The organism is Mycobacterium cookii (assembly GCF_010727945.1).
Lineage (GTDB): Bacteria > Actinomycetota > Actinomycetes > Mycobacteriales > Mycobacteriaceae > Mycobacterium > Mycobacterium cookii.
Genome location: NZ_AP022569.1, coordinates 2,537,411 through 2,561,094 on the forward strand (window position 1 = coordinate 2,537,411; position 23,684 = coordinate 2,561,094).

Here is a 23,684-nt window from a genome sequence, read left to right on the forward strand (position 1 = left end):
CCCCAACCTCAGAGCGACAGGATGGTCGCCGAGGCGGTGCCGGGAGCGCCGTACACCTGGGCCAGGCCGACGCGCGGGTTGCCGGGCACCTGACGCTCGCCCGCCTCGCCGCGCAATTGGCGGACCAGCTCGTGCATCTGACGCAGGCCCGACGCACCGATCGGCTCGCCGTTGGCGATCAGCCCGCCGTCGGTGTTGACCGGCATCGAGCCGTGGATTTCGGTTGCGCCGTCAGCCAATAGCTTTTCCTGCTCGCCGTCGGCGCACAAACCGGTCTCGGCCATGTGAATCACCTCGGCGCCCGCGTCGGTGTCCTGGAGCTGCGCGATGTCGATGTCCTCAGGCCCGATGCCCGCGGCTTCGTAGGCAGCCTTGGCCGCGTAGACGGTGGGCGAGACGTCCTCGTCCAGCGGGGCGAACGTGGCGTGTACCTCGTAGGCGCCGTAGGTGCGGGTGCGAATCTCACTGGCGCGCACGTAGACCGGCTTGTCGGTGTACTTGTGCGCGATGTCGGCCCGGCACATGATGACCGCGGCGGCACCCTCGTCGGGCGCACAGAACATGTACTGCGTCAGCGGGTAGTTCAGCACCGTCGAATTGAGGATCTGCTCCTCCGACATCGGCTTGCGGCGGAACGCATTCGGGTTGATCGCGCCGTTGCGGAAGTTCTTCGCCGCCACCTTCGCCAGCGTGGCCTGCGAGATGTTGTGGTCGTGCAGGTACTTGTTGGCCTTCATCCCGAAGAACTTGGTGGTGACGAACTGCCCGTTGTTCGCATACCACTGCGGCAGCGCGAGCTTGGCGGGGTCATCGGTGAACGCGCCGCGTGGGTGCTTGTCCAGCCCGATGGCGATCCCGATGTCGTACTTGCCCAACCGGATGGTGTCGGCGGTCTGCTGAATCGCGCTGGCCGCGGTGGCGCAGGCGTTGAACACGTTGGTGAACGTGATGCCCGTCAGCCCGACCAGCCGGGTCACCGCGTCCGGGTTGGACACCTCGTGGCTGCCGCCGAAGCCGAACTGGATGTCCTTCCAGCCGACCCCGGCGTCTTTCAACGCGAACTGGATGGCTTCGGCGCCCATCTGCATGGCTGTCTTGTCGAACCTGCCGAAGGGATGCAGGCCCACACCGATGATGGCGACATCGTTGGTCATGGTTTCTCCTTATAGATGGTGGCGACCCGCTTCGCCCGGCTCCGCCGCGCTTGCGATCACCACTAGACCGGCTGGAACGCGAACGTGACGATCTCATTGCCGTCCGCGTCGGTGGCGAACGGAATCATGGTGAGCTCGACCGACTGCCCGAACTTCAATTTGGCGGGGTCGTTCTCGGTCAGCCGGCCCTCGACCCGGATCTCGTCGCCAAGCTGCACCAGGCCCACCCCGAACGGGACGAAGTCATCGCCGGTCGGACCGGCGTACGGCGCACCCGGCGGGAAGCCCTGGGTGGTCCAGGCGATCAGGGTGCCGCTGCGTGGCAGTAGGTGCTCGGTCATCGCCGCGGCGCTGCACCGCGGGCACAGGTCCTGCGCCGGGAAGGTGGTGGCATTGCAGTCGCCGCATCGACTCCCGATCAGCTGCGGATGGTCGTCGGGCCAGGTAGAGATGCTGGGATCGATTGCCTTCTGCATCGCGGGTCCTCCGTCATCCGCCGGGACGATAATGCGCTCACCAGACCGTACAACAGCATTCCGCAAAAGCGGAAACCGCATTCTCATTTGTTGATCGAGGGCGGGCGCTTTCGTTTCATCCGGAGTGAAAACCTTCAACCCGACCGACCGGTCTGCCACCGTCGTGGCAATGGTGAGCAGTCCTGCCCGCACGGGTGCCGATGCTGCCGCGACATCGACCGTCAGGCTTCTCTGGGGCGCTCATCAGTGGAGCGTGATCCGGTTGTTGTCGCCGGTGCTGCTCGTGGTGGCCTGGCAGCTGCTCAGCGCTACCGGGTTGCTGTCCGCGGACGTCGTGCCGGCACCACAATTGATCGTCGATGCCGGGTGGCAACTGATCAAGAGCGGGAAGCTCGTCGAGGCTCTCCAGGTGTCCGGTGTGCGCGTCGTCGAGGGTCTGCTGTTCGGTGGTCTCACCGGGGTCGCGCTGGGCGTGGCGGTCGGACTTTCGCCCTGGGTCGAGGCCAGACAGGTCGACCCCAAACTGCTGGAAACCGCTGACGTTCTTGGCTTTTCACTGTGGCAGCGGCTGCAGCGGCTGGCCGATTTGTTCGCCAAAGCAGACCAGATTCCGGAGGCGCCCGACTTCGTCCGATGGGTCGACCGTAGGTTCAATAGCATGCTCCCGGTGAGCAGTACGGCCTGACGACACGAGGAGATGACGATGACGGTCACGGTGACGCTGGAACTGCGATTCAAGCCCGAGGAGGTCGCCGCGGGGCGCGAGCTAATGGGACGGGTGCTGCAGGACACCCGTGCCTTCGACGGCAACATGCGAACCGACGTGCTCATCGACGAAGACGACGAAGCGCACTGGCTGATCTACGAACTCTGGGAGTCGGTCGAGGCCGACGAAGCCTACCGCGCCTTTCGGGCGGGCCCGGGCAAGATCACCCAGCTTCCTCCGCTGTTGGCCGCCCCGCCGGTCAAGATCCGTTACAACACCAGCGACGTCTAGCTCAGCGCCGGAATCACCTCGCGCTCAAAGAGTTCCACCCCGGACCGGTCGTAGGCGGCCTCCGGGAAGTAGCAGATCACATATTCGCAGCCGAGGTCACGCAACCGCTGCAGCCGCTCGACCGCCTGCTCGGGTGTGCCGACGGCCGAATCGGGTCCGCTGGTTCCGCCGAGCATCGCGTCGGCCGCCGACTCCGGAACGGAGCCGACAAGTCGGTCGCGGATGCGCCGCATGCGGTCGTTGACGTCGTTCTCGTCGGTGCCGACAACCGCGTTGACGTTCACCGAGCGGACAATGGCGTCGTAGTCGGTGCCCACGTCGCGGCAGTGCCCGGCGAGGACTTCGGACTTGTGGGCGAAGCCTTCGGGTTCGCCGGTGAAGTTGGTGTACTGCGCGTACTTTGCCGCGATGCGCAGCGTCTTCTGCTCACCTCCGCCCGCGATCCACAGCGGAATCCCGTTGTGCTGCAGCGGTTTCGGTGACACTATCGCGCCGTCGACCTGGTAATGCTTACCCGCGAAGCTGACCTTCCCGTCGCGCCACGCATCGCGCATGATCTGGACGCCCTCGTCGAGTCGTCCCAGCCGCGCGCCGGCCGACGGAAAACCGTATCCGTACGCGCGCCACTCGTGTTCGTACCAGCCGCCGCCGATGCCCATTTGGATGCGGCCACCGGAGATGATGTCGGCGGTCGCCGCGACCTTGGCGAGGTAGGCCGGATTGCGGTAGCTCATCGCCGTGCACATCTGGCCGAGCTTGACCCGCGATGTGGTCGCCGCGTAGGCCGACATCAACGACCACGCCTCGTGGGTGGCTTCGCTGGTCGGCATCGGCACTGTGTGGAAGTGGTCGTAGACCCACACCGAATCCCACGCGCTGTGGTCCGCGTATTCGGCAAGGTCGCGCATCACCGCCCAGTGTTCTTTGGTGTCGATGCCGACGAGATCGAGACGCCAGCCCTGCGGGATGAAGAATCCGAACTGCATATTGTGGGACTCTAGCCGGGCCCGGAAACGGCCCTGGAGTCTGGCAACATGAACCGTATGCGACTTTCCGGTGTGGGTATTTGGAGCAGCCAGCTGCGTTACGGCGACCCGGCGGAATCCGCCGAGGCCGCAGCCGAATTGGACGAGCTGGGCTATCCAGCGCTGTGGATTCCCGACGTCGGCGGCAAGGTGTTCGATGCGGTGGAGAGCCTGCTTGCGGCCACCAGTCGGACGGTGATCGCCACCGGCATCCTGAATCTTTGGATGCACTCGCCGGAGGACGTGGCGTCGTCGTATGCGCGGCTGACCGGCGCTCATGGCGATCGTTTCCTGCTGGGTATCGGGGTGAGCCACGCGCCGCTGATCGACGCCCGTGAGCCGGGGCGATACCGCAAGCCGTTGGCGGCCACGGAGTCGTTCCTGGACGGCATCGATGCCACCGAGCAACCGGTGCCCGTCGACCGTCGTGTGCTGGCCGCGCTCGGTCCCAAGATGCTGTCGCTGTCCGCGCACCGCGCGGGCGGTGCCCACCCGTATCTGGTGACCCCGGACCACACCGCCTCTGCCCGTTCGACTTTGGGTGAGGGTCCGCTGCTGCTCCCCGAGCAGACGGTGATCCTCACCGACGATGCCGACGAGGCCCGCGAGATCGGCGCCGGCTGGCTGCGCTCGTACTTGGCAATGCCGAACTATGCCAACAACATGCTGCGCATCGGCTTCACCGAAGACGATGTGGCGCAGGTCAGCGATCGCCTGTTGGACGCGATCATCGCCTGGGGCGATGAATCGGCGATCCTGCGCAGGGTCGACGAACATCGACAGGCCGGCGCTGACCACGTGTGCGTCCAGGTACTGCTCAGCGACGCCAAGGCCTATCCACGCGAGGAGTGGCGCCGGCTCGCGGCGGCGCTGACCTGACACTCTTTTTGCCCGCCTCTCAGCGACAACCACGCGCGGTGTCGGACCGGCGTGCGACGGTGCGGCGATGGATCTTCGAGGCACCGATCTGCGTTACGTGCTCACCCTGCACTTGGCTCTGCACGGCCCGGCGACGGTGGTCGAGCTAATCGATGCCCTTGATTACCACGGCTTTTGCCTTCGTGGTCGGCCATCGAAAGCGGTCTCCGACGCGTTGCGCTGGGAGATCGAGCACGGGCGGGTGCACCGACTCGGCCGCGGCCGCTACGGCCCCGCCTACATTCCGCGTTCGACCGAATACCGGATTCACCAACGCGTGCTGGCCCTGCGGACCGCCGTTGTCGCTGAGAGGCGGGCAAAAAGGTGCCGACCACCGCAGTGGTATCCGCCCGCCGAGGCTTCTAACGTTGACCGCGGAGGTGCGAGATGCGGATCCTCATATCGGGCGCCAGCATCGCCGGGCCCGTGCTGGCCTACTGGCTAACCCGGCGTGGTTTTACCGTGACCGTCGTCGAGCGCGCCCCGACCTTACGCAAAACCGGCGGCCATGCCGTCGACCTGTTCCGGCCATCGATGGAGATCTCGGAGAAGATGGGCGTGTTGCCGCGCATCGAGGCGCTCGCAACGGGAACAGACACACTGCGGCTGTATCGGGAGGGCAGGCGCCGTCCAGCGCGTATCGATCTCACGAAAATCGTTGGTGCGGCGTCGGATCGGCACGTTGAAATCATGCGTGACGACCTCAGCGAGGTCTACTACGACGCCGGCCGCGACGACGTCGAGTACCTGTTCGGCGACTCGATCGCGGCAATATCCCCCGACGGCGAGGTGACCTTCGAACACGCGCCGCCACGCGGCTTCGACGTCATAGTCGGCGCCGACGGATTGCACTCGAACGTGCGGCGCCTGACCTTCGGCGAGGAGGCGGGGCTCACCCGGTTCATCGGTGGCTATCTGGCGGTGGTGTCGGCGCCGAAAGCACTGGCCGATCAGGGGGAGATGGTCCTGCACGTCGGCGCCGGTCGCCTCGCAGGGATCTACAGCGCCGAGCATCTGACGGATGCGCGCGCGCTGTTCATGTTCGGCAGCAAGCAGGAACTTCACTACCACCACCGAGATGTTCTGCGGCAGAAGGAACTACTGCGCGCCACATTCACGGGGATGGATCCGCAGGTGGATCGGTGGCTGGACGAGCTCGATCGGACGCCGTCGTTTTACTTCGACTCCATCACCCAGTTACAACTCGACGCCTGGTCGAGCGGACGGGTGACGCTGGTCGGCGACGCCGGGTACTGTCCCGGGCCCGCGGTGGGCGGCAGCACCAGCCTCGCGGTGCTCGGCGCCTATGTGCTCGCCGGCGAGCTGGCCCGGGCGCACGGCGACCTCGGCCGGGCGTTCGCGGCCTATGAGCGAGAAATGCGCGAACCCGTCCTGCGGAGTCGCGCCTTTGCGCGCGGGGCCGCCAAGAGTCTCGTCCCGGGCTCGGCTACCGCGGTGTGGGCGGTGACGCAGGCCCTCCGGCTGGTCTCGTTGCTGCCTGCATCGATCACCAGAACGGTCGCGAAATTCAACAGCAAAGGAGTGCGGATGTACGACTCGATGCGGGTGCCTGACTACACCGAGGTTTGGCAGCACACCCATGAAAGTTGACCTGCTGGGCTCCAAGCAGACACTGTTTCGGATTTTCTACCGACTTGGCTTCACGCCCTGGGACGGCCACCCGCTGGCCCAGAGCCTGCGCAACCTGATCGAAGGCAGCGACGCCCTGCCGCCGGGCAACGCACTCGAACTCGGGTGCGGCACCGGCGACTGCTCGATCTATTTGGCCGAGCATGGCTGGCAGGTCACTGCGGTCGACTACGTCAAGCAGGCGTTGGACAAGGCGCGAGCCAAGGCGGACGCCAGGGGCGCCACCGTCAATTTCGCCGGCGCCGACGTCACCCACTTGAGCTCGGCCGGACTCGGCGACAACTTCGAGCTAATCGTGGACAACGGCTGCCTGCACAACATGAGCGACGCCGACCGCGACGCGTACGTCAACGAGGTCACCGCCGTCGCAGTAGCACAAGCACGGCTGCTCATTACCGCGTTCGTTCCCGGCGGCCGGTTCGGCGTACGCGGCGTAGAACCGGCCGAGATGAAACGACGGTTCGCCCCCGGTTGGACATTGCTGTCGACCGGCTCCGAACGGGAACTCGACGCCGAGCAGACCCCGACGCGGTACTACCTCTTCCAGCGCTCCGGCTAGGTCAGCGAGGCCGGCGGCAGGAACCGGTCGCCGTACCTGGCGGCCAGCTCGCGAGCCCGCGCGACGAAGGCTTCCTTGCCGACACCGTGCGCACCTTCGTAGCCGACGATGAACTGCGCGCTACCACCGGTGTACGGCGGGAACCCGATGCCCATGATCGAGCCGATGTTGGCGTCAGCGGTCGACGTGAGCACGCCCTCGTCGAGGCACTTCTGGGTTTCCAGCGCCTCGGCGAACAGCATCCGATCGACCATGTCCTGCAACGGCAGCTCGGTCGAACCCGACTTGAACGTCTCGTGCAGACCCGGCCACAGGCGGGTGCGCTTGCCGTCGACGTACTCATAGAAGCCGGCGCCCTTCAACCGCGACGGGCGGCCGATCTCGATCATCTTCTCGACGACAGCCTCGGCGGGGTGCGGCTCGTACTTGCCGCCGGCGTCTTCGATGCCCTTGCGACTGGCGGCCGCGATCTTGTGCATCAGCTCCAGGTTGAGCTCGTCGGACAGCTGCAGCGGCGGCGCCGGGTACCCGGCCTGGGAACCGGCGTGCTCGATGCTGGCCGGCTCCACGCCCTCGCCGAGCATCGCGAGCGCCTCGTTGACGAAGGTGCCGATCACCCGAGAGGTGAAGAACCCGCGGCTGTCGTTGACCACGATCGGGGTCTTGCCGATCGCCAGGGTGTAGTCGAACACCCGGGCCAGCGCCTCGTCAGAAGTCTTCTCGCCCTTGATGATCTCCACCAGCGGCATCTTGTCGACCGGCGAGAAGAAGTGGATCCCAATGAAGTCCTCCTGGCGCTTCACGCCGGTCGCCAGACCGGTGATCGGCAGCGTCGAGGTGTTGGAGCCGAGCAACGCGTTGGGCTCGACGATGTCCTCGATCTCCTGGAACACCTTGTGCTTGAGGTCCTGGTTCTCGAACACCGCCTCGATCACGAAGTCGACGCCCTTGAAGTCGGCCGGGTCGGCGGACGGGGTGATCCGGTCCAGCAGCGCCTTGGATTTCTCTTCGGTGGTCTTGCCACGTTGAAGTGCTTTGGCTTCAAGCTTTTCCGAGTACGCCTTGCCCTTCTCTGCGGCCGCGATCTCGACGTCCTTGAGCACCACCTCGTATCCGGCCTTCGCCGAGACGTAAGCGATACCGGCGCCCATCATGCCCGCGCCGAGCACACCGATCTTGTTGATCTTGACCGGCTCGATGCCGTCGGGGCGCGATCCACCACCGTTGATGTGCTGCAGGTCGAGGAAGAACGCCTGGATCATGTTCTTGGCGACCTGGCCGGTGACCAGCTGGGTGAAGTACCGGCTCTCGATGCGGCTCGCGGTGTCGAAGTCGACCTGCGCACCCTCGACGGCCGCGTCCAGGATGGCCCGCGGTGCCGGCATCGGCGCACCCTTGAGTTGCTTCTTCAGCAGCGCCGGGAAGGAGGGCAGGATGCCGGCCAGCGCGGGGCTGGACGGAGTACCGCCAGGCATCTTGTAGCCCTTGACATCCCACGGCTGGGTGTGTGAATCCGGGTTGGCCTTGATCCACGCCTTGGCGGCGGGCACCAACTCCTCGACCGAGCCGACGATCTCGTCGACCAGGCCGGTCTCCTTGGCCTTGTCGGCCTTGAACCGGGTGCCCTGCGACAGGATGTTCATGAACGCGTTCTGAATGCCGAACATCCGCACGGTGCGGGTCACCCCGCCGCCGCCCGGCAGCAGGCCCAACGTCACCTCGGGAAGACCGACGACCAAACCCTTGACGTCCGCGGCGATCCGGTGGTGACAGGCCAGCGCGATCTCCAGGCCACCGCCGAGCGCGGCGCCGTTGATGGCGGCCACCACCGGCTTGCCCAGCGTCTCCAGCGCCCGCAGGTCACGCTTGACCGACTCGACTGTGTCGAACGCCTCACCGGCGTTCTCCGGGCCGAGCTTGATCATGCCCTTGAGGTCACCGCCCGCGAAGAAGGTCTTCTTTGCGCTGGTGATGACCACCCCGGTGATCGAATCCTTCTCGGCGACAAGCTTTTCCACCGCGTTGTGCATCGACTCGGCGTAGTGCTCGTTCATCACGTTCGCCGAGCCGGTCGGGTCGTCGAGTATCAGCGTGACGATGCCGTCGGCGTCCTTGTCCCACTGAATGGTGTTCTCTGCCATGGCTTTTGTTCCTTAACCCTTAAACCCGCTCGATGATGGTGGCGACACCCATGCCGCCGCCGATGCACAGTGTGATGAGCGCGCGTCGTGCGTTGCGGCGCTCGAGTTCGTCGACCATGGTGCCGGTGATCATGGCGCCGGTGGCGCCCAGCGGGTGGCCCATCGCGATGGCGCCGCCGTTGACGTTGAGCTTCTCGTCGGGGATGTTGAGGTCCTTCTGGAACTTCAGCACCACCGAGGCGAAGGCCTCGTTGAGCTCGAACAGGTCGATGTCGTCGACCGTCAGGCCGGCGCGGTCCAGCACCTTGCGGGTGGCCGGGGTCGGGCCGGTCAGCATGATGACCGGGTCGGCGCCGCTGGTGGCGGTGGCCACGATGCGGGCCCGCGGGGTCAGGCCCTGCGACTTGCCCGCCGACTCGCTGCCGACCAGCACCAGCGCGGCACCGTCGACGATGCCGGAGCTGTTGCCGCCGGTGTGGACGTGGTTGATCTTCTCGACGGCGTGGTACTTCGTCAGCGCGACGTCGTCGAATCCGCCCATCTCACCGATGCCGTCGAACGCGGTCTTCAGCTTGCCCAGACCTTCCAGCGTGGTCTCGGGCCGCATGTGCTCGTCGTGGTCGAGGATGAGCAGTCCATTCTGGTCGCGGACCGGCACAACCGATTTCGCGAAGTAGCCGCCCGACCAGGCCGCCGCGGCCTTCTCCTGCGAACGCAGCGCGTACGCGTCGACGTCCTCACGGGAAAAGCCCTCGATGGTGGCGATCAGGTCGGCGCCGATGCCCTGCGGCACGAAGCCGATCCGGTAGTTGGTCTCCGGGTCGGTCGCCCAGGCGCCGCCGTCGGAACCCATCGGCACGCGGCTCATCGACTCGACACCGCCGGCCAGCACCAGGTCGTCCCAGCCGGAGCGCACCTTCTGCGCGGCGGTGTTGACCGCCTCCAAGCCCGAGGCGCAGAACCGGTTCAGCTGCACGCCACCGGTGGTCTCCGGCAGTCCGGCGGCCAGCACCGCGGTGCGGGCGATGTCGCCACCCTGATCGCCGACCGGCGACACCACGCCCAGGATCATGTCGCTGATCAGGGTCTCGTCGAGGTCGGGGAACCGCCTGCGCAGCTCGTCGACCAGGCCGACGACCAGGTTCAGCGGCTTGACCTCGTTCAGCGAGCCGTTGCGCTGCTTGCCGCGTGGCGTGCGGATGGCCTCGTAGATGAAGGCTTCTTCGGACATGGCTGATTCCTCTTCGAAAATCGGGTATCGGATGCTTGCGACGCTAGTCCTCTGGGCGCCACCGTAACAAAGTGCCCGGCCAACCTGTTGGTTGGGAGTGCTGGACCGTCTGCCGGCAGATGCACGCTTTACCCTGAGAACCCATGACGGTGTCGCGACTGCGACCGTACGCAACCACGGTGTTCGCCGAAATGTCGGCGCTGGCGGCCCGGGTCGGCGCGGTCAACCTCGGCCAGGGGTTCCCCGACGAAGACGGGCCGCCCGCGATGCTCAAGGCTGCCCAGGATGCCATCGCCGAGGGCGTCAACCAGTACCCGCCGGGAATCGGCATCCCGGCGCTGCGCGAGGCGGTCGCCGCCCAACGCAAACGGACCTACGGGATCGACTACGACCCGGCGGCCGAAGTGCTGGTGACGGTCGGGGCCACCGAAGCCATCGCGTCGGCGGTGCTCGGCCTGGTCGAACCCGGCTCCGAGGTGATCCTGATCCAGCCGTTCTACGACTCCTATTCGCCGGTGGTGGCGATGGCCGGCGCGCAGCGGGTGGTCGCGCCGCTGGTGCCGCACGGCCGCGGCTTCGCGCTGGACGTCGATTCGATACGCCGTGCGGTGACCCCACGCACCCGGGCGCTGATGCTGAACTCCCCACACAACCCCACCGGCACCGTGCTCAGTGAGGACGAGCTGGCCGCGATCGCCGAGATCGCGGTCGACGCCGACCTGCTGGTGATCACCGACGAGGTCTACGAGCACCTGGTATTCGACGATCACCGGCACATTCCGCTGGCCAGTTTCGACGGGATGGCCGAACGCACCGTCACGATCTCGAGCGCGGCGAAGATGTTCAACTGCACCGGCTGGAAGATCGGCTGGGCGTGCGGACCCGCTGAACTCCTGCACGGGGTGCGGGCCGCCAAGCAGTATCTGACTTACGTCGGCGGCGCACCCTTTCAGCGGGCGGTGGCCGACGCGCTCAACACCGAGGACGCCTGGGTGGCCGGGCTGCGAAAGTCATTGCAGCACAGGCGGGATCGGCTGACGAGCGGTCTGACCGAGGTCGGCTTCCGGGTGCACGACAGCGCGGGCACCTACTTCGTGTGCGCCGATCCGCGTCCACTGGGCTACGACGACAGCACCGCATTCTGCGCGGCGTTGCCCGAGCAGGTCGGGGTGGCCGCGATCCCGCTCACGGCGTTCTGCGATCCCGCCGCGGAGGACTGGAATCGGTGGAATCACCTGGTGCGCTTCACATTCTGCAAGCGTGAGGACACCATCGACGAAGCGATCCGCCGGCTCGGCCGGCTGCGCGACGAACCGATTATGTCGACCGATCCGAGCCGGCGGCTTCCATGACCCGCCGTCGCAGTCCTTCGGTGGCCGCGTAGAGAACTTTCTTGCGCGCCCGGTTAACCAGGAATTCCGGTATCGGCACCGACGGCTCCAGCGTGATCTCGAAGCGCACCCGCGTCTTGTCCTCGGTCTCGCGCTGCAGCGTGTACTCGACGTGCTGAGCATGCTGCTGCACAGTCTTGTCGGCGTCCCACACCAGCCAGTCCGGGCCCCAGTGGTATTCGAGCACTTCGGTGTCGACGATGCCGGACACCCGGACGGTTACCTTCACATGATGCGGACGGCCGTCGGGATAGGAGTCGATGACTTCGGCCCTGCGGTGCACCGACGACCATGACGGGACCGAGCCGACGTCAGCCAGCGCCTGCAGGATGACTTCCGGCGGCGCATCGATGACGACCTCTCGCGATGCTTGTACGGCCACTACTAGCAAACTAGCAACGCAACCGCGTTCGCGGAGCCTAGTGTTGGGAAAATGCAGCAGCTGAGTTGGACCGACGACATGATGCTGCGCGCGGAAACGTCTGCCACCCCGCTGCAGATCCAGATGCTGCTGATCTACGACCCCTCGACCGCCCCGGGCGGCAAGGTCACCTTCAAAGGGATCCTCGAAGAACTCGACGCGCGGCTGCACCTCGCGGACGTCTTCCGGCGGCGGCTGATTGAGGTGCCGGGCGGCTTCGACCGACCGTACTGGGTGGACGATCCCAGCTTCGATCTCGAATATCACGTCCGCCACATCGGGCTGCCTCAGCCCGGTGACTGGCGGCAGCTGTGCATTCAGGTCGCACGGCTGCACGCCCGACAGATCGACCTGCGACGTCCGCCGTGGGAGATCACCGTCATCGAAGGGCTGAATTCCATTCCGGGAGTGCCGAAGGGCTCGTTCGCGATGGCGCTCAAACTGCATCACTGTGCGGTCGATGGCATGGCCAGCGTGCAGATGATCGCCGCGATGCACGACCTCGCCGCGGATGGCCCACGCCCGGCGGCGCCGGACCGCCCCTGGCAGCCCGCCCCGTTGCCGACGACCGCAAACTTGTTGTCGCACAGCATGATCAAGGCGGCGCTCTATCCGGTGCGGGCGGGCACGGTGCTCGCGTCGAGCGCCCCCAAGGTCGTGCGCGGCTTGGCGGGTCTGCCCGGCCAGCTGGTCCGTGGAGTGTCCAGGGTCGCCGAGGCCGGCGCACCGTCGTTTCCCCCGACGACCCGTTTCAACGAAACGGTGTCACCGCACCGTGTTTTCGAGGCCCGGTTCCACGACCTCGCCGACTTCAAGCGGATCAAGGCGCGGGTGCCCGGTTCGACGGTCAACGACGTCGCACTCGCCTACGTGGGAGGAACCCTTCGCCGATATCTGGACGGCCACGGCGAACTTCCCGACGACTCACTCGTCGCGGCCTGTCCGATCTCGCTGCGCGATGCGGGCAACAGCGGCGGCAAGGGCAACATGTTGTTCGGTCGGCTGCAGACGCTCGGTACCGATATCGCCGACCCGCTCGAGCGACTGGCCGCAATCGCCGCGTCGACGGCGGGCAGCCGTTCGGAGTCCGATCAGTCGACGAGGACTCAACTCGTCGAGCTGATCGGAACGGTGCCGACCTCGTTGCTCGGTGTGGCGGCGAAAGCGGCGAGCGTGCTTCCGTTCTCCGGCCCGACCGTCGCCAACACGACCGTGACCAACGTGCCAGGACCTACCGAGCCGATCTTCTTCGCCGGCGCGCGGTTGCTCCGCGCCGCCGGCCTCGGGCCGCTGATCGGTGGCTTGAACCTCATCCACGTCGTGGCGAGCTACAACGGCATCTTGTCGATCGGCGCCACCGCGGATCGCGACGCGCTGCCCGACCCTGCGACATACGCCGAATGCATGGAGCACGCCTTCCAGGATTTGCTCTCCTGCTCAAGCTGAGCCCGTGGAGCGAGTGACGGGATTCGAACCCGTGTATACGGCTTTGCAGGCCGCTGCCTAGCCGCTCAGCCACACCCGCACGAGGTCCTACCGTGCCAGTGCTGCCCACCGCTGGGCCACCGTTTAACTCGACGCGATCGCTATGTCGACGACTCGGATCCCCGGGCGGCCATCACCTGGTCCCGCAACCCCTTGGTCGCGGCGTCGAGCACGATCTCACTGGCCCGCCGCACGACGAACGCCGGCACCGGCCCCGCCGGCTCAACGGTGATGTCGAAACGCACCCGGGTCTTGTCCACACCGACCGGGTGCAGGTTGTACTCCACATGTTGCCCGCGCTGCTGGAATGTGTCGGCGGCATCCCAGACCACCCAGTTGGGCCCCCAGTGGTACTCCAGGATCTCGTTGTCCACCAATCCGAAGATCTTGATGGTGGCCTTCACGTGATGGGGCCGACCGTCGGAATACCAGTCCAGCACCTGAATCCGCTTGTGCACCGGCGACCACGACGACAACGACCCGACGTCGGCCAACGCCTCCAGGATGACCCCCGGCGGCGCGTCGATGACGATCTCTCGAGATGCTCGAACAGCCACTGTCACTCAAGCTAGCAACGCGGTCCGCTTTCCATCGGCAACTGCGGAATTACCAGCCGATTTCGTCGAGCGGGGTAGCGGCGGCCGGCGGCGACCCAACCGGTCCGGGCGGTGTGCGGGAGAACCGTGGCGCCGGTGCGGCCTGGTCGACTCCGCCCGTGTTGATCACCGTCGCCCGCGCGGTGAGATGGGGGTCGGCGGCGGCTTCACTCCACGTCAAAACCGGCGTGACGCACGCGTCGGTACCGTCGAAGACGCTCGCCCACTCGTCGCGCGTCTTGCTCGCGAATCGCTCGGTGAAGACTTCGAACATCTCTGGGTACGAACCAATTTCGAATTGGCCGGGCACCTCGTCGGCCGCCAGGCCCACTCCGGCGAGCAGCTGGGCGAAGAACTGCGGCTCGATAGCGCCGACGGCCATGTACTTGCGATCGGCGGTCTCATAGCAGCGGTAGAACGGTGCGCCGCCGTCGAGCAGAAACGCTTCGCGCTGGTCGCGCAGCGCGCCGGTCGACTTCATCGTCCACATCATCTGGGCCAGCACGCTGACGCCGTCGACCATCGCGGCGTCGATCACCTGACCCTTGCCCGACCGCTCCCGCTCGTACAGCGCGGCCACGATGCCCAACAGAACGAACATCGAACCGCCGCCGAAGTCGGCGACCAGATTCAGCGGCGGCATCGGCGGCCGGTCACGATGACCGAGCGCCGACAGCGCCCCGGTCTGCGACAGGTAGTTGATGTCGTGGCCTGCGGTCCTGGCCCGCGGCCCGTCCTGTCCCCATCCGGTGATGCGCGCAAAGATCAGCCGCGGGTTGACCGCCGCGCAGTCGTCCGGGCCGATGCCGAGTCGCTCGCAGGTCCCGGGGCGAAAGCAGTCCAGCAGCACGTCGGCCTTCGCGGCCAGATCCAGCAGCGACTTCGGGTCGGCCTTGACGTCCAAGTCCACGGTTCGCTTGCCGCGGTGCAGCAGGTCGCGATCCTCGGCGGGCATCGTCAGTGTCGTTCGGTGGCGACCCGCTTCACCCGGCTTCGCCGCGCTCGCGATCGCCACGCCGGGCCGGCGTACCCGCACCACGTCGGCGCCCAGGTCCGCGAGCACCATCCCCGCGTGCGGGCCCGGTCCGATGCCGCCGAGTTCGATCACCCGCACCCCGTCCAGGGGGCCGGTCAAGCGTCGCCCTTCTTGAGTTCCAGCACCCGGTCGCGCAGACCCTTGGTCCCGGTGTCGACCGTTCCTTTGATGGCGCGCTTGAGGACGAAACCGGGCAGCGGCACCACCGGGTCGACGCTGAGTTCGAAGGTGACTTTGGTGTTGTCACCGTCGGGCGTCAGCGTGTACGACGCGTCCTGCGAGCGTTGCTGACCGGAGCTGATCAGCGTCCAGCTGACCTTGTTCTTGCTCCACGTGTAGGCCACCACTTGTTCGTCGGTGATGCCCGCCGCCTTCACCTTCATCTTCACTTTGAGCGGGCGCCCGTTCTTGTCCTTCTCGAGCACTTCGGCGCTCTGATGCGGCGGCGACCATTCGGTCACGGTGTCCAGATCGCCGATGACGTCCAGGATCTCCTCCGGGCTGGCCTCGATGACGATTTCGCGGGTTTCGTTGATTGCCATGTCCGGACGATAGCGAGGCGACGCCGCGCGGACGGCGTTTTCGACCGCAGACGCGTACCGTCGTCCTCGTGAATGACCCGTCCTACACCGTCGGCGATTACCTGCTGGACCGCCTGGCCGAACTCGGTGTCACCGAAGTATTCGGCGTGCCCGGTGACTACAACCTGGAATTCCTGGACCACATCGTGGCGCACCCGCAGCTGCGATGGGTCGGCAACGCCAACGAGCTGAACGCCGGATACGCCGCCGACGGCTATGGCCGGCTGCGTGGATTATCAGCTGTGGTAACCACATTCGGGGTCGGCGAGCTGTCGGCGGCGAACGCGATCGCGGGTAGCTACGCCGAGCACGTGCCGGTGGTGCACATCGTCGGCGGGCCGTCGAAAGACGCGCAGGGCACCCGCCGGGCCCTGCATCATTCGCTGGGCGACGGCGACTTCGAGCACTTCCTGCGCGTCAGCCGGGAAATCACCTGTGCCCAGGCCAATCTCATGCCGGCGACGGCGACCAGGGAGATCGACCGGGTGCTCAGCGAAGTACGCGAACAGCGACGGCCCGGGTATCTGCTGTTGCCCACCGATGTGGCCCGCTTCGAAACCGAACCCCCGACCGCCCCGCTGCCCCGATATACCGGCGGCACCAGCCCGCGGGCGTTGGCGCAATTCGCCGATGCCGCAGCCGAACTCATCGCCGACCAGCAGCTGACCGTGCTGGCCGACCTGTTGGTGCACCGCCTCAACACCGTCGACAAGCTCGAGGCGCTGCTGGCAGCCGACGTGGTCCCACACGCCACGCTTACGTGGGGCAAGAGCCTGGTCGACGAGAGTGCACCGGAATTTCTGGGCATCTATGCGGGCGCGGCGAGCGCCGAACCGGTCCGTCGTGCGATCGAGGACGCGCCCGTGCTGGTGACCGCGGGCGTGGTGTTCACCGACATGGTCAGTGGCTTCTTCAGTCAGCGCATCGATCCCGCCAGGACCATCGACGTCGGGGTACAGCAGAGCACGGTCGGCAACCTGGTGTTCGCGCCGCTGGAGATGGGAGCCGCGCTGGATGCTGTCACCTCGATTCTCACCAAGCGGGGTGTCAAGTCGCCGGCGGTCACGTCGCCGTCCCACCAGGTGCAACCGAGCAAGCCCGACCGCGACCTACCGCTGAGCCAAAAAGTGTTGTGGGACAGGTTCTGTGACGCGCTCACCCCCGGCAACATCGTCCTCGCCGATCAGGGCACCTCGTTTTACGGCATGGCCACCCACCGGCTACCCCAGGGCGTGACGTTCATCGGCCAGCCGTTGTGGGGGTCGATCGGATACACGCTGCCGGCCACCCTCGGCGCGGGACTTGCCGAACGCGATCGCAGGCCGGTGCTGCTGATCGGCGACGGCGCCGCCCAGCTGACCGTTCAAGAGCTGGGCACCTTTTCGCGCGAGGGACTGTCGCCGGTGATCGTCCTGGTCAACAACGACGGTTACACCATCGAGCGGATGATTCACGGAAAAACAGCGCCCTACAACGACATCGTCGCGTGGCGCTGGGCCGACATTCCCACCGCGCTCGGCGTGACCAACCATCTCTTCTTCCGCGCCGAGAACTACGGCGAACTCGACGACGCGTTCGTCGCGGCGGCCGATCACCGCGACCGGATGGTGTTGATCGAGGCGGTCGTGCCGCGACTCGACATCCCCGACCTGTTGACCCAACTCGTCGCGCCCACCTCCGCGGACGGCAGCCCGCGCCGCTAAGCGCTAGAGGCGCAGGCGCTTCCGGTCGCCACCCTGCGCGCCGAGCAGCAGTCGCAGGGTGCGCCGGCACCGGCCACACTCGGCGCCCGCCCCGCAGGCTTTCGAAATCTCCTTGGTCGTCGACGCGCCGCCGGCGATGGCATCGGCCACCACCTGGCTGGTGATGCCGTTACACAAGCAGACGAACACCGAACGGCCCGTTCATTCTTCGATGCGCATCATGTCGGAGAACGTGCCGACGAACACCGGTGGATAGGCGCCCCTGCCGGCACCCGCTATCCACGGGGCGGCGTGGTCGGGATTTTCGATCCACTGCCGCGCGCGGTCCTCGTCGTCGAGTTCCTGCAGGATCATCACCTCGTGACCATCGTCGAAAGCACGGAACAGCCGAGTCTCCCGGATGCCGGCGGCCTCGAATCTCGGCAAGGCACCACGGATTTCAGTGGTCAGCGTGGCCACATCGTCTACTGACGCCATTGCGGCGACGACGACGCCGGGCGCCGTGCGGGCTGGCACGTCGACGGATCCGAACCGTTCGACGATCTCGCCGGCGAACACCGCCGGAAGGTCCTCGACGCCGACGGCGTCGAACCAGTCGAAGAACACCCGTGACCGCAACAGCTCGACGATCGGTTCCCGGCTGCGCACTCCGATCGTCACGAGCACGCGGCCGTAATCGTGTGTCGAGGTGTAGACCAGAACATGGTGCGCACCGATGCCGGCCAGCGCGGACCTACGGCGCTGCAGCAGTGGCCACACCTGGTCCGGGTCGGGCACGCGGTAGTCCGATGCGATCACCATCGAATGCGAAGGCGGGCCTCCTGGACTCATCGAAGCTGGTCCTTCATCACCTTCCCAGTGGCGTTCAACGGCAACTCACTGAGGAATTCGACATATCGCGGGGCCTTGAACCCAGCCATCCGTTCGCGGCACCACGACATCAGGTCGGACTCCGACACAGGCGCTTTCGTCACCACGAAGGCCTTGCCCACCTGCCCGAGCCGCTCGTCGGGCACACCGACGACGGCGACCTGAGCGACCGCGGGGTGTTCCAGCATGAAGCCCTCGATTTCAGCAGGGTAGGCATTGAAGCCGCCAACGATGAACATGTCCTTTTTACGCCCGTCGATCCTCAGCCGACCGGCATCGTCGAAATTCCCCAGATCTCCGGTGTGCAGCCAGCCGTCGCTGTCGATCGCGTTCGCGGTGGCCACGGGGTCGTCGAGGTAGCCCTGCATCACCCCGTATCCCCGGACCAGCACCTCGCCGTCGTCGGCGATGCGCACCTCGACGTCCTCGCAAGGCAGGCCCGCGGTGGTGGCCACGTCCTCGAACGAGTCTCCGGGCCGCGACAGCGTCACGTTGCCGGCTTCGGTAAGGCCGTAGCCGGTCATCAGCGTCTGGAAGGGCAGCTCGTCGTGGATGCGGCGCACCAGTTCGACCGGGATGTCGGCGGCACCGGTCACCCCTGCCCGCAGCGTCGCGAGCTTGGTCTTATCGGAGACCGTCAGCAACGAGTGGTACATCGTCGGCGGACCGGGCAGCATTGTGATGCGTTCTTGGTCAATGAGATTCACCACCGAGTCGACATCGAACACCGCGAGTGGCAGCATCGTCGCACCACGCAGGAACGAGGAGATCAAGCCCGCCTTCAGGCCGAAAGTGTGGAAGTACGGGTTGATCTGGAGGTAGCGGTCACCCTCGCGCAGATCCGCGAGCGTGGCCCATTCCTCGTACATCCGCAGCGTCTGGTAGTGGTTCATCATCGCGCCCTTGGGGCGTCCGGTGGTGCCGGAGGTGAAGATGATGTCGGCGATATCGGTGCCGCTGACCGATCGCTCGAATGGTGAGCCGCTGGAAAGGAAATCGGACTTCAGGTCGATGACGGGTATGCCGGCCGGTGCGGTGAAATCCTGACCGAGGAAACCCTTGTGGACGAGGACAGCTTTGGCCGCGCTGCGGGTGATGATGTCGCCGGCTTCCTCCGGCTTGAACCGCGTGTTCACCGGCACCAACACGCCCCCGGCGGTGAGCAGTCCGAAGGCGGCGATGATCCATTCCGCCGAGTTCGGTGCCCAGAGCGCGACGCGGTCGCCTTTGGCGATGCCTAGGTCAGCGAAAGCTCCCGCAGCGCAGCGGATCCGGTCGACAACGTCGCGAAAGGTGTAGCGCAGCGGACCGTCGACAATCGCTTCTGCGTCACCGAAGCGGTCCGCTGCGCTCGAGACCATCTCGGGGATGGTCTCCCAGTTTTGAATCTTCAGGGGCCGCTATACCGTGACGAGACGAGACAGGTTGCCGCCCATGATCTTCGCCTGGTCGTCCACGGACAGGTGCGACAGCGCGTTGACGTAGAAGGTCGGCTCCGCCAGTCCTTCCGGATGCGGCCAGTCCGAGCCGTACAACACCTGATCCACGCCGACGAGGTTGACCAGATCGTCGATGCCGTCCTCGAAGAACGGGCTGACGTGGATCCGGTTCTTGACCATCTCGACGGGGTCGCTCGGGAACGCCTCCGGGGCCTTCCGGAAGACCTCGGCCAGTCCGTCGAGCAACGGGGTCATCCACTTCGAGCCGGCCTCGACGATCGCGACCTTCAGCTTGGGATGGCGGTAGAGCGCACCATGGATCACCCACGACCCGACCGAGTCCTGGATCGGCCGCCACTCGTTGAGGATGCCCATCGCGTTGGTCTGGAACGGCAGCATCTCCTGGTCGGCGCCGTCCCATTCCGAGGTGTAGCGGGAGTAGCCGCTGTCGCTGGAGTGCATACCGACCAGCAGGTCGTGCTCGACGACCCGCTCCCAGAACGGGTCAAACTCGGGCACCGCGAACGACCGCGGGCCGCGGAAGCCTGGGACCGGTGCCGGACGGACCAGGATGCAGCGTGCACCGCGCTTGACCGCCCATTCCAACTCCTCGATCGCCTTCTCGACGATCGGCAGGGTGATGACCGGGGTGGTGAAGATCCGGTTCTGGTAGTTGAAGCCCCAGACCTCATCGAGCCACTCGTTGAGCGCGTGGACCAGGACGTGGATGGCGACCGGGTCGTCGCGCAGCCGCTCCTCCAGCAGGCTGGCCAGCGTCGGGAACATCAGGGTGCGGTCCAGACCCAGCTTGTTCATCTCCTCCAGGCGTGGTCCGGGCTCGAAGAACGCCGGGATGGCCCGCATCGGCTCACCGAACAGTTCGCGCTTGGTCTTGCCGTCCGGGTTGCCGTATTTGAAGTACTCCTCCCAGGCACCCGGCCGGGCGACGACCTCGAAGGTCGGGTTGGGGATGTAGTTGCTGATCTGGCCGCGGATCGCGATCTTGGTCCGCCCGTTGATCTGGACGTACTGGACATAGTCCTTGTACTCCTTGGGCAGGAACTTGGTCAGCGCCTCCGGCGGTTCGTAGAGATGGTTGTCGGCGTCAAAGATCGGAAACGGGACGTCTTCCCGGTGCGACAGCTGGCCCATGAAATCCTCCTTACCAGTTTGTGAGAATACTATTCTCAGTCCGAGGCTACCGCAATGCCCTCAGGTGCTGAGCGACAGGTTCGACGGGAATTTTGCGCATTGGCGCAAGCCCCCCACCGGCAGACGTTAGGGTCATGTGACAGGCAATGGTGATGCTGTTCTCCGCCGAGGAGAATGCCGATATCGCCCCTGCGTCAATGGGTGGCCGGAGGTGCGCATGACAACCATCGGTAAAGGCACGATCGCGATTGCCGCGCTGTCCGCGGCGAGTGCGCTGGTCGCCGTGCCGGCTCGGGCGGATGACCCGCCCATGCACGAGGTCAAGTACGTCATCACGGCGGCCAGCCCGATCTGGGCCGACATCTACTACCTCGACCAGGACCCTGGGAAGTTCTCCAACTACAGCCACAACCCGTACCAGTTCACGCCCAACGTCCAGGCCGACATCGCGCCGGGCCATCCCTGGGTGTCACCGCCGGTGATGCTGGCGAATCCCGACCAGTACGCGATGGTCGCGGTCAGCACCGGTACCGAACCGGGCACGCCGATGTTTCACTGCGCTCTGATCGTCGACGGGGTCGTCAAGGCCTCGCAGGATGGGCCGAAGGGCGCGCTCTGTTCGCTGCGTAACTGGTGAGGCGACTAGATTTCGGGGTCGCCTTCCAAATGGCGCAGATAGCTCTCGACGATCTCGATCGTCTCGTCATGCCCGGCGGACATGTCGAGCGCCCGCTCGATCACCAGCACCCGGGACACGCTTGTCATCAGCACCGACCACACCAACGGCGGGATTTGCACCCGGGCAACGTCGTAACGATCCAGGATCGTCGTCAGCGCTTTGCGTTGCTCCTCGCGAAAGCGCTCCGCGTAGTAGGCGATTTCGGCCTTCAGCGCTTTGCGGTGGTTGGCCACCGCGATGAACTCCATGGTGATCGCGGTGGCGGCCGGATCGGTGCTGAACCGCCACAGCGCCCACAACGGTTGCGGGGATTGCAGCACCTGCGCCTGCACCTCGAGGCCCGCTTCGGCGCGACGCCGGAACGCCGCGAGGAACAAGTCGTCCATGGTGCGGAAGTAGTAGTGGACCAGCTGTGGTTTCAGCGCCGCTTTTTCCGCCACCCGACGCGAAGTGACTGCGGCATAGCCTTCTTCGAGCATCAGGTGTTCGGCAGCGTCGAGCAGGACGCCGCGGTTCTTGGCTTCCGGCGCCCCGATCCTGCGCTCCGACGTCATGGCTTGGCTCCACGCTCCCGTCGATGTGTTGCTGAACGTGCCGATCGTAATGTCAGGCGTCGCTCTCGCCTTGACCACGACATTAGCGTCATGCTAAGCAGGTGCTCAGCAATTACTGCACTTTCGTTGATCTCAGTCCAGGACGGCGCAAAGGCTCATAGCAGCCCGCCGCCCCACACCACGGTTGCCCAAACATCAATGGGCAGACCAGCCTCGGGAGGCGCGCTTAGATGAGCAACTTCGATTCGATCGACTTCTTCACCGATCAGTCCCTGGTTCCCGATCCGCACCCGTACTTCGATTACCTGCGTAGTCAGAACCCGGTGCTGCGGTTGCCGCACCACAACGTGGTCGCGGTCACCGGCTGGGAAGAGGCGAACGCGGTCTACAAGGATCCGGAGACGTTTTCCAACATCGTCGCGCTCGGCGGTCCGTTTCCACCGCTGCCGTTCGAGATCGAGGGCGATGACCTCACTCCCTTGATCGATGCTCACCGCAGCCAGTTCCCGATGTTCGAGCACATGGTCACCATGGACCCGCCGGACCACACCCGGGCGCGTTCGATCCTGAGCCGGTTGCTCACGCCGAGCCGGCTGAAGGAAAACGAAGAGTTCATGTGGCGCCTCGCCGACCGCCAACTCGAGGAGTTTCTGGACAACGGTGAGTGCGAGTTCATTTCCGAATACTCCAAGCCGTTCGCCACGCTGGTGATCGCCGACCTGCTCGGTGTTCCGGAAGAAGACCACAAGCAGTTCCGCACCGTACTGGGCGCGGACCGTCCGGGTGCGCGGGTGGGCGCGCTCGATCTCGAGTCGGTGGGCATCAACCCGCTGGAGTGGCTCGACGACAAGTTCTGCTCCTATATCGAAGATCGGCGCAGCGCTCCCCGCGACGACGTGCTGACGTCGTTGGCGACGGCGAAGTACCCAGACGGCTCGACGCCGGACGTCATCGAGGTAAGTCGTTCGGCGACTTTCCTTTTCGCCGCCGGACAGGAAACCACCGCGAAGCTGCTCTCGGCCGCCCTGCAGGCTCTCGGCGACCGTCCGGAGATTCAGCGGCAGCTGCGTGAGGACCGCAGCCTCATTCCCAACTTCATCGAGGAGTCGCTGCGGATGGAGAGCCCGGTGAAGAGCGACTCCCGGCTGGCCCGCAGGGCGACCACCGTTGGCGGCGTTGACATTCCGATCGGCACCGTCGTGATGGTGCTGCCGGGCGCCGCCAATCGTGACCCGCGCCGCTTCGACAGCCCGCACGAATTCCAGCTCGACCGCAAGAACGTCCGCGAGCACATGGCGTTCGCCCGCGGCGTGCATTCCTGCCCCGGTGCACCGTTGGCGCGCGTCGAGGGTCGCGTGTCGATCGAGCGGATCCTGGACCGGATGTCGGACATCGCGATCAGCGAAACCCAGCATGGGCCGGCCGACGGGCGGCGTTACACCTTCGAGCCGACCTACATCCTGCGTGGGCTCAGCGACCTGCACCTCACGTTCACGCCGCGTCCCGCGCTGGAGCCGGCTCGCTAGCTCAGCCGAATGCGTTCCGCGGCAACGTCATCGGGATATCGAGCGAGCTGAACAGATCCCACCGGGCCGGTAGCCCACTGGATGACCCGGGTAGTCACGC

Annotated in this window: 24 protein-coding genes, 1 tRNA gene and 1 pseudogene; 11 read left to right on the forward strand and 15 right to left on the reverse strand. The window is 65.9% G+C overall.

The window, feature by feature from the left end; all coding sequences use genetic code 11:
• Positions 1 to 8 precede the first annotated feature (8 nt).
• Positions 9 to 1,154, reverse strand: coding sequence for a thiolase family protein (locus G6N27_RS11855; RefSeq protein ID WP_163776508.1), 1,146 nt, complete (start codon positions 1,152 to 1,154; stop codon positions 9 to 11).
• A 62-nt stretch (positions 1,155 to 1,216) separates the two neighbouring features.
• A complete protein-coding gene (locus tag G6N27_RS11860) occupies positions 1,217 to 1,630 on the reverse strand; it encodes a Zn-ribbon domain-containing OB-fold protein (RefSeq protein WP_163776509.1) in 414 nt (137 codons plus the stop codon).
• A gap of 169 nt (positions 1,631 to 1,799) precedes the next feature.
• On the opposite strand from G6N27_RS11860, the gene G6N27_RS11865 reads away from it, so the two are divergent.
• Positions 1,800 to 2,315 (forward strand): ABC transporter permease, encoded by a 516-nt coding sequence (locus G6N27_RS11865; RefSeq protein ID WP_163776510.1) that lies wholly within the window; start codon positions 1,800 to 1,802, stop codon positions 2,313 to 2,315.
• A gap of 18 nt (positions 2,316 to 2,333) precedes the next feature.
• On the forward strand, positions 2,334 to 2,627 hold the full coding sequence (locus tag G6N27_RS11870; protein ID WP_163776511.1) for a putative quinol monooxygenase: 294 nt from the start codon (positions 2,334 to 2,336) through the stop codon (positions 2,625 to 2,627).
• Here the strand turns inward: G6N27_RS11870 and G6N27_RS11875 are convergent.
• Positions 2,624 to 3,613, reverse strand: a complete 990-nt coding sequence (locus G6N27_RS11875) for an LLM class F420-dependent oxidoreductase (protein ID WP_163776512.1) — start codon at positions 3,611 to 3,613, stop codon at positions 2,624 to 2,626. The two genes, G6N27_RS11870 and G6N27_RS11875, sit on opposite strands and share 4 nt — an antisense overlap.
• A gap of 57 nt (positions 3,614 to 3,670) precedes the next feature.
• On the opposite strand from G6N27_RS11875, the gene G6N27_RS11880 reads away from it, so the two are divergent.
• The 4 genes and pseudogenes from G6N27_RS11880 to G6N27_RS11895 all read left to right on the forward strand — a co-directional run bounded on the left by G6N27_RS11880 (position 3,671) and on the right by G6N27_RS11895 (position 6,779).
• Positions 3,671 to 4,531 carry an LLM class F420-dependent oxidoreductase gene (locus G6N27_RS11880; protein ID WP_163781688.1) on the forward strand — a complete coding sequence of 287 codons (861 nt, stop codon included), beginning with the start codon at positions 3,671 to 3,673 and terminating at the stop codon, positions 4,529 to 4,531.
• Positions 4,532 to 4,598: 67 nt separating this feature from the next.
• Positions 4,599 to 4,868, forward strand: a pseudogene (locus tag G6N27_RS11885) (hypothetical protein); the annotation flags it as partial.
• 89 nt (positions 4,869 to 4,957) lie between these two features.
• Positions 4,958 to 6,181 carry an FAD-dependent monooxygenase gene (locus G6N27_RS11890; RefSeq protein ID WP_163776513.1) on the forward strand — a complete coding sequence of 408 codons (1,224 nt, stop codon included), beginning with the start codon at positions 4,958 to 4,960 and terminating at the stop codon, positions 6,179 to 6,181.
• Between the two features lie 4 nt (positions 6,182 to 6,185).
• Positions 6,186 to 6,779, forward strand: a complete 594-nt coding sequence (locus tag G6N27_RS11895; RefSeq protein WP_163781690.1) for a class I SAM-dependent methyltransferase — start codon at positions 6,186 to 6,188, stop codon at positions 6,777 to 6,779.
• Here the strand turns inward: G6N27_RS11895 and G6N27_RS11900 are convergent.
• The gene (locus tag G6N27_RS11900; RefSeq protein ID WP_163776514.1) at positions 6,776 to 8,920 is read right to left on the reverse strand and encodes a 3-hydroxyacyl-CoA dehydrogenase NAD-binding domain-containing protein; all 2,145 of its coding nucleotides are present in this window, start codon (positions 8,918 to 8,920) and stop codon (positions 6,776 to 6,778) included. The genes G6N27_RS11895 and G6N27_RS11900 overlap by 4 nt on opposite strands.
• A gap of 19 nt (positions 8,921 to 8,939) precedes the next feature.
• Positions 8,940 to 10,151 carry an acetyl-CoA C-acetyltransferase gene (locus tag G6N27_RS11905; protein ID WP_163776515.1) on the reverse strand — a complete coding sequence of 404 codons (1,212 nt, stop codon included), beginning with the start codon at positions 10,149 to 10,151 and terminating at the stop codon, positions 8,940 to 8,942.
• A 143-nt stretch (positions 10,152 to 10,294) separates the two neighbouring features.
• Here G6N27_RS11905 and G6N27_RS11910 point away from each other — a divergent pair, with 143 nt between their 5' ends.
• The gene (locus G6N27_RS11910) at positions 10,295 to 11,503 is read left to right on the forward strand and encodes a pyridoxal phosphate-dependent aminotransferase (protein ID WP_163776516.1); all 1,209 of its coding nucleotides are present in this window, start codon (positions 10,295 to 10,297) and stop codon (positions 11,501 to 11,503) included.
• Here the strand turns inward: G6N27_RS11910 and G6N27_RS11915 are convergent.
• Complete coding sequence (locus tag G6N27_RS11915) at positions 11,469 to 11,924, reverse strand: SRPBCC family protein (protein ID WP_163776517.1); 456 nt, start codon at positions 11,922 to 11,924, stop codon at positions 11,469 to 11,471. The genes G6N27_RS11910 and G6N27_RS11915 overlap by 35 nt on opposite strands.
• A gap of 51 nt (positions 11,925 to 11,975) precedes the next feature.
• Between G6N27_RS11915 and G6N27_RS11920 the strand changes: the two genes are divergently transcribed.
• Positions 11,976 to 13,409 (forward strand): WS/DGAT/MGAT family O-acyltransferase, encoded by a 1,434-nt coding sequence (locus tag G6N27_RS11920; protein WP_163776518.1) that lies wholly within the window; start codon positions 11,976 to 11,978, stop codon positions 13,407 to 13,409.
• A 5-nt stretch (positions 13,410 to 13,414) separates the two neighbouring features.
• On the opposite strand, the gene G6N27_RS11925 is transcribed toward G6N27_RS11920, so the two are convergent.
• The 4 genes from G6N27_RS11925 to G6N27_RS11940 form a co-directional block, all read right to left on the reverse strand.
• A tRNA-Cys gene (locus tag G6N27_RS11925) sits at positions 13,415 to 13,488 on the reverse strand.
• 61 nt (positions 13,489 to 13,549) lie between these two features.
• Positions 13,550 to 14,005: an SRPBCC family protein gene (locus G6N27_RS11930; protein WP_163776519.1), complete on the reverse strand. Its 456-nt coding sequence runs from the start codon at positions 14,003 to 14,005 to the stop codon at positions 13,550 to 13,552.
• 49 nt (positions 14,006 to 14,054) lie between these two features.
• On the reverse strand, positions 14,055 to 15,179 hold the full coding sequence (locus G6N27_RS11935) for a CaiB/BaiF CoA transferase family protein (RefSeq protein ID WP_163776520.1): 1,125 nt from the start codon (positions 15,177 to 15,179) through the stop codon (positions 14,055 to 14,057).
• On the reverse strand, positions 15,176 to 15,622 hold the full coding sequence (locus G6N27_RS11940; RefSeq protein ID WP_163776521.1) for an SRPBCC family protein: 447 nt from the start codon (positions 15,620 to 15,622) through the stop codon (positions 15,176 to 15,178). Before G6N27_RS11940 ends, G6N27_RS11935 begins: the two co-directional genes overlap by 4 nt.
• Positions 15,623 to 15,690: 68 nt before the next feature.
• Here G6N27_RS11940 and G6N27_RS11945 point away from each other — a divergent pair, with 68 nt between their 5' ends.
• Positions 15,691 to 17,364, forward strand: a complete 1,674-nt coding sequence (locus tag G6N27_RS11945) for an alpha-keto acid decarboxylase family protein (RefSeq protein WP_163776522.1) — start codon at positions 15,691 to 15,693, stop codon at positions 17,362 to 17,364.
• 3 nt (positions 17,365 to 17,367) lie between these two features.
• On the opposite strand, the gene G6N27_RS11950 is transcribed toward G6N27_RS11945, so the two are convergent.
• Genes G6N27_RS11950 through G6N27_RS11965 form a run of 4 tightly spaced genes read right to left on the reverse strand, consistent with a single transcriptional unit; the run spans position 17,368 to position 20,825 of the window.
• A complete protein-coding gene (locus G6N27_RS11950) occupies positions 17,368 to 17,553 on the reverse strand; it encodes a (2Fe-2S)-binding protein (protein ID WP_163776523.1) in 186 nt (61 codons plus the stop codon).
• Positions 17,554 to 17,565: 12 nt separating this feature from the next.
• The gene (locus G6N27_RS11955; RefSeq protein ID WP_163776524.1) at positions 17,566 to 18,195 is read right to left on the reverse strand and encodes a fatty-acid--CoA ligase; all 630 of its coding nucleotides are present in this window, start codon (positions 18,193 to 18,195) and stop codon (positions 17,566 to 17,568) included.
• A complete protein-coding gene (locus G6N27_RS11960; RefSeq protein WP_232064970.1) occupies positions 18,192 to 19,595 on the reverse strand; it encodes a FadD3 family acyl-CoA ligase in 1,404 nt (467 codons plus the stop codon). Before G6N27_RS11960 ends, G6N27_RS11955 begins: the two co-directional genes overlap by 4 nt.
• A gap of 39 nt (positions 19,596 to 19,634) precedes the next feature.
• Positions 19,635 to 20,825, reverse strand: coding sequence for an amidohydrolase family protein (locus G6N27_RS11965; protein WP_163776525.1), 1,191 nt, complete (start codon positions 20,823 to 20,825; stop codon positions 19,635 to 19,637).
• Positions 20,826 to 21,042: 217 nt separating this feature from the next.
• On the opposite strand from G6N27_RS11965, the gene G6N27_RS11970 reads away from it, so the two are divergent.
• A complete protein-coding gene (locus G6N27_RS11970; protein WP_163776526.1) occupies positions 21,043 to 21,462 on the forward strand; it encodes a hypothetical protein in 420 nt (139 codons plus the stop codon).
• A gap of 5 nt (positions 21,463 to 21,467) precedes the next feature.
• On the opposite strand, the gene G6N27_RS11975 is transcribed toward G6N27_RS11970, so the two are convergent.
• Positions 21,468 to 22,058, reverse strand: coding sequence for a TetR/AcrR family transcriptional regulator (locus G6N27_RS11975; RefSeq protein WP_163776527.1), 591 nt, complete (start codon positions 22,056 to 22,058; stop codon positions 21,468 to 21,470).
• Between the two features lie 230 nt (positions 22,059 to 22,288).
• Here G6N27_RS11975 and G6N27_RS11980 point away from each other — a divergent pair, with 230 nt between their 5' ends.
• Entirely contained in the window at positions 22,289 to 23,584 is a 1,296-nt protein-coding gene (locus tag G6N27_RS11980; RefSeq protein ID WP_163776528.1) for a cytochrome P450, read from the forward strand.
• The last annotated feature ends 100 nt before the right edge of the window (positions 23,585 to 23,684 follow it).

What these genes read in the sequence shown, in the direction of transcription:
- G6N27_RS11855 (WP_163776508.1), bottom strand. Translation starts at nt 1,154, where the DNA reads ATGACCAACGATGTCGCCATCATCGGTGTGGGCCTGCATCCCTTCGGC.
- G6N27_RS11860 (WP_163776509.1), bottom strand. Translation starts at nt 1,630, where the DNA reads ATGCAGAAGGCAATCGATCCCAGCATCTCTACCTGGCCCGACGACCAT.
- G6N27_RS11865 (WP_163776510.1), top strand. Translation starts at nt 1,800, where the DNA reads ATGGTGAGCAGTCCTGCCCGCACGGGTGCCGATGCTGCCGCGACATCG.
- G6N27_RS11870 (WP_163776511.1), top strand. Translation starts at nt 2,334, where the DNA reads ATGACGGTCACGGTGACGCTGGAACTGCGATTCAAGCCCGAGGAGGTC.
- G6N27_RS11875 (WP_163776512.1), bottom strand. Translation starts at nt 3,613, where the DNA reads ATGCAGTTCGGATTCTTCATCCCGCAGGGCTGGCGTCTCGATCTCGTC.
- G6N27_RS11880 (WP_163781688.1), top strand. Translation starts at nt 3,671, where the DNA reads ATGCGACTTTCCGGTGTGGGTATTTGGAGCAGCCAGCTGCGTTACGGC.
- G6N27_RS11890 (WP_163776513.1), top strand. Translation starts at nt 4,958, where the DNA reads ATGCGGATCCTCATATCGGGCGCCAGCATCGCCGGGCCCGTGCTGGCC.
- G6N27_RS11900 (WP_163776514.1), bottom strand. Translation starts at nt 8,920, where the DNA reads ATGGCAGAGAACACCATTCAGTGGGACAAGGACGCCGACGGCATCGTC.
- G6N27_RS11905 (WP_163776515.1), bottom strand. Translation starts at nt 10,151, where the DNA reads ATGTCCGAAGAAGCCTTCATCTACGAGGCCATCCGCACGCCACGCGGC.
- G6N27_RS11910 (WP_163776516.1), top strand. Translation starts at nt 10,295, where the DNA reads ATGACGGTGTCGCGACTGCGACCGTACGCAACCACGGTGTTCGCCGAA.
- G6N27_RS11920 (WP_163776518.1), top strand. Translation starts at nt 11,976, where the DNA reads ATGCAGCAGCTGAGTTGGACCGACGACATGATGCTGCGCGCGGAAACG.
- G6N27_RS11940 (WP_163776521.1), bottom strand. Translation starts at nt 15,622, where the DNA reads ATGGCAATCAACGAAACCCGCGAAATCGTCATCGAGGCCAGCCCGGAG.
- G6N27_RS11955 (WP_163776524.1), bottom strand. Translation starts at nt 18,195, where the DNA reads ATGAGTCCAGGAGGCCCGCCTTCGCATTCGATGGTGATCGCATCGGAC.
- G6N27_RS11960 (WP_232064970.1), bottom strand. Translation starts at nt 19,595, where the DNA reads ATGGTCTCGAGCGCAGCGGACCGCTTCGGTGACGCAGAAGCGATTGTC.
- G6N27_RS11965 (WP_163776525.1), bottom strand. Translation starts at nt 20,825, where the DNA reads ATGGGCCAGCTGTCGCACCGGGAAGACGTCCCGTTTCCGATCTTTGAC.
- G6N27_RS11970 (WP_163776526.1), top strand. Translation starts at nt 21,043, where the DNA reads ATGACAACCATCGGTAAAGGCACGATCGCGATTGCCGCGCTGTCCGCG.
- G6N27_RS11975 (WP_163776527.1), bottom strand. Translation starts at nt 22,058, where the DNA reads ATGACGTCGGAGCGCAGGATCGGGGCGCCGGAAGCCAAGAACCGCGGC.
- G6N27_RS11980 (WP_163776528.1), top strand. Translation starts at nt 22,289, where the DNA reads ATGAGCAACTTCGATTCGATCGACTTCTTCACCGATCAGTCCCTGGTT.